The 4,628-nt window shown below is 38.3% G+C and carries 2 protein-coding genes; both read right to left on the reverse strand.

From position 1 onward, the window contains the following. Positions 1–84: 84 nt before the first annotated feature. Entirely contained in the window at positions 85–360 is a 276-nt protein-coding gene (locus AB1630_10615) for a hypothetical protein (protein ID MEW6104242.1), read from the reverse strand. After that, positions 361–4,515, reverse strand: a complete 4,155-nt coding sequence (locus AB1630_10620) for a right-handed parallel beta-helix repeat-containing protein (GenBank protein MEW6104243.1) — start codon at positions 4,513–4,515, stop codon at positions 361–363. It abuts the gene before it with no gap. Positions 4,516–4,628: the final 113 nt, after the last annotated feature.

Consider the following 4,628-nt stretch of genomic DNA (forward strand, 5'->3'; position numbering starts at 1 on the left):
ATCAAGAGAAAAAGGAAGGTAAAATTTATAAAAATTGGCTTTTTATATGAGAAAGTTTTTGATATTTTGATATAATATATCTTATCATAAACAATCCGACGCAAAGGTAGCGAAATATAAGAATTTATAATTAAACCAGGTATAGAGCGAATCTTTATCCTTTTCTACCTTTTCTATTTCAAGATACCTTGAAGGAAAGAAAAGGGAAAAATCGCACCCAATTGTCTCGGTTGCCTCCCTTAAGAAAATACCTATATTTACCCTCTCTCTTGGCTTTAAAGATATTCCGTATGGTATAATCTCAAGGCTTGTAGCAAAGATAGAGTGGAAGATAAAGAGAAAAATAGCTATTTTTCGCAATTATTTTACAAGCAAAGCCTTTGTTTGGGAGAAATTCCCTGCCCTTAATCTATAGAAGTATAAGCCAGATGATACCTTTTCTCCATAATCATTTTTTTGGTCAAAGAATATGGCGGAACCTTCCTGTGCCTTTGTATAGAACCCTGTCTTTCTTTCTCCTACCTCAATCCTTCTTACCCTTTGTCCAAGGATATTATAGACCTCAAGAACTACCTCGCTATCAGATGCCAATTGGAATGGAATCCAGCATCCCTTGCTTGCTGGGTTTGGAAAGCTCTGGCCTAATGCTGAGAAGGATGGCTTTGCGATTACCTCAAGCTCAATGCCATTAGAGGAAAATGGGATGATATTCTTGTCTTTATCAATCAGGGTTGCATCCCTCACAGTTATCTTTGTCTTTCCCTCCTTCTTTACAATGAATGTTATTTGGGCAATCTTAGAGCCTCCAGAGAGATAAGGATTTCCTGGGTTTATGCCTAATATAATTGAGCCTTCCTCTAAATTACCTGCCAACCATCCAAGCCCTTCCTCTTTTATTTCCAATATTTGAAGGATTTCTTTGTCAAACGAAAGACTTACCTCAAGCCCAATAAGGTTATCAATGCCGGTAATCTTTAAGAGAACATCAAACCTATCCCCTGGCTTTAGTTCGTGGCTAGAAGAAGAGAGAACAAACCTTGCCCTTGCATCATTTGAATAAAGGGAAGATTTCTTTAATCCCTTGCCCTTAAAGAAGTTTCTATATAGAATCTGGAAGTCAAATCCATCAACATCCCTATCATAATCAAAGTCTACATTGGGGTTATAATTAGCATCACCCTCCCTTGATGGGCAGGCAAAATAGAGGTTATAAAAATCAAGGATTCTTACCCTTCCATCATTATCCGAGTCTCCTCCCAAAAGGGTTATCGTTCCTAGGTCTGTTGTCTGATTGGTTAAGACAAGAATCCCTGTTCTTGTAGCAGGGGATGCACCAGTTATATCAGTAAATAGTGTGTATGTTCCTGGAATAAGGCTTGAGAATAGAAATGTCCCATCTAGTGCTGTCTGGGTTGTTTTTGTTTCCCTTGTGCTATCTTCTGTAAGCCTTAATGTTATGCTTGATACCTCAAGGAATTCTCCTCCTGTATCAATAACAACCTTTCCTTTTACTGTTGCTGTTGAGAATATAACAAAGATTTGGGTATGTGTGCTGACTCCGTGAGAGCTTACAGAAAGGATTATAATCCCTGGATTTCTTCCTGCAATGAATGTTGTCTTGCTTCCTGCTGCCTCTGTAATTGTTCCAATATCTCCCTCTAAATTCCAAGTATAGGAAAGGCCGGGGATTTCCCTTCTATCTGATGTATACCCTTTGGCACAGAAAACTTGCGATTCTGTTAGACACACAGTAGCAGGGGATGGAAGGATTTTGATATAAGCCAAAGGAGGAACCTCAATACTTGCTGTTCCCATATCAAAGCCAATAGGCCCATCCATATCCATAAGGATTGTATTCCTTGGAGATATAGTTCCATAGTTTAAAATCTCTGTTCCAGTTCCTATGGTATCAAAGAAGACCCTTGCAATGGTAATAGAACCTGTTATTGGAGCATCTCCCATATTTATTCCTGCACCAACATTTATTATTCCCAATGTATTATCAAAAGAGCTTGTAAGCCAGCCATCAAATACCCCTGTAATGGTTGAAACCTGTAAGATATTTGGATTAAATGAAATGTATGCCTCTAAACCAAAGAATTGGTAAATGTTTAAGACAAATATATCTACGGCGGCATATCCCCCTTCTGAAATCAATTGGTATTTTGGAGAGAAAAGAAGGGAAGGTTTGGGTTTAAGGAAAAAGAATATTGTTGTAGCATAATTGCCATAAAAGTCAGTGGCAGTGATAACCTTTGTTCCTCCTGATTGGGTGTCTGTATAAAATTGGGTTGAAAATGTGCCATTTGGACTAATTATAGCTGTGGCAATAGTATAATGATTTCCAAAATCAATGCGAATTTGGTCATTAGAAGCAAAGCATTGCCCTTTTATCTCAACCATTGTCCCTACCTGACCTGATGTAGGAAAGATGGTTATTGTTGAGGGAAGTAGCCCTTGATATTCGTAAGCACCCATATCAATCCTACCATGGGATATTCTTGGATTACCATCCTTGTCTGTCAAGGAAACCCCTGAAGCTGTATTTGAACCAGCGTTAATACAGAGAGATGTTGGCTGTAAATGGTAGTCAGAATTGTCTATGATAAATTTAGGATTGCTTGATATATCACCAGAACCAGGAGAACATCCAAAGTAATTACTTGTATTTTTCCAAATATTGTTGGAACTTATAAGAAGAAGGGAATTATTGCAAGAAGAAATACCATCACCAGAATTGTTCACAATTATATTATTGGTAATAATTGGAAAAGAAAAATTCTGACAATAGATACCATACCCATTCCATACAATTGTATTATTTGTAACAGATGGAGAAGAGTTATCACAGAAAATACCCTGACCATTTCCAGAAATTATGTTATTAATGATTTGAACATCTGCTCCATTTATACAGAGAATTCCATTAATTGCCCCTGTTATTGTGAATCCAGAAATTAGGGCATTGTCTGCCTCATTTCCATCAAAGGTTATTCCATTGGTATTATCTGGAGGGTCAATTACAGGATTTCCCTGTCCAATCAAGGATATTCTTTTATTGATATAGACACTCTCCCTGTAAATTCCAGAGACAACTAAAACTTTACCATCTGGTGGACAATCATTTATTCCATCTTGAATAACTGTACAGGTTCCTATTAGAATGCCGTTAACATCATATACTGTAACCGAACCTTCATCCCAACAAACTCTTATCAGTTCTTTACTTTCTATGCCATAGGCTAATATTTCTTCCTTCTCATATAGGGTTGTTAAAAATGTTACCAAAAAAGAACCCTCTTTATCTGCTTTCACTGTGCCAAGATATCTTGCCTCTATCAAACCAAACTCAACCCCCTCTTCTTCCATAAATCCTGCTCCTCTTAAGGTTAGTGTCCCCTCAATTCTGTTCACTTCTACTACATCAACACAAGGCTTTATCTCAAGATTCCTTGTCTCTATAAACCCAGATTCTCCCTCTATGGTAAAACTCCCTATCCCTATTGGCTGACTCTCAACAAGAAAATTAATATTAAACTTTCCATTATCATCAGAGCAAAACTTCTTTTTCTGAAGATATGTAGTTGTTCCCTCTTTTTCTCTCATAAGGGTCATTGTTATTGTCTCATAGCTAGAAAACCCATCGCCCTCAATCTTTACAAATCTTGTAGGATTACAGAATGAGGGAAATATTTTTATTCTTGGAATTATCTCAAAAAATGCTGTGCTTATTACGGATGAAGAAATCCCCTCTGCCTGAATTAAGGCTTTACCCTTTGGCTCTATAGGAACAGCAATAGGTAGCTCAAAACTTCCAAATTTATCACTTCTTACACAAGCAACACTTATGTAGGTTCCAAAATCTATTCTGACAAATTCCCCTTCTTCGTATCTCACAGGCACCTTATAGCCTGTGCCAGAAAGGGTAACAATAGAGCCAACATTGCCTGATTGTGACGTAACCCGAAGGTCTGGCTCCATAAAAAAAGCCATGTTCTCATCCATAAATGTAACCCTGCCAAGGGTAAAAAATGTATTTGAACCATAGGGAAGATTACCCACAATAAATGACGAGGAAAATGTTCCCCCCTCTCCTGCATCTACAAAGGCAACACAAGAATTAAATCCCATCCCAACCTGAACCCTCTCTCCCGCTGGATAACCCCATCCATTTATAAAAACCCTTGTTCCCCGACTACCCCTTAATGGATATGCCCTCATCCAAGGTCTTATCCAAAAAGATATTGCCTCCTTCTTTGTTTTTGAGCTTGCCGTGATTACCTTCTGCCCACCTGGCTGGGATTGAATAATAAATGTAGTTGAAAATGTTCCTTGTAAGGATGCCTTTGTATTTAAGATGTCCCCGGGAACCTCAATTGTTATGTCTTCCTCCGAATTATAGCCCTCTCCAAATATCCACACCTCATCCCCAATCCTTGGCCAAGGCCCAATGGTTAAACCAAAAACCTTCAAACAGGCTATTAACAACACAACAACCTTTCGTCGAGTAGACATTTTCTATAACCTCCTATATGTTATTTTATGCCCCTCACAGAACCGTGCTTGTGGATTTCCGCAACGTGGCTCTTCAGCAATGCTTCCTCTATACGAGGACAGGGCATATGTTA

The sequence above is a fragment of the bacterium genome (assembly GCA_040753555.1).
Classification (GTDB): domain Bacteria; phylum UBA9089; class UBA9088; order UBA9088; family UBA9088; genus JBFLYE01.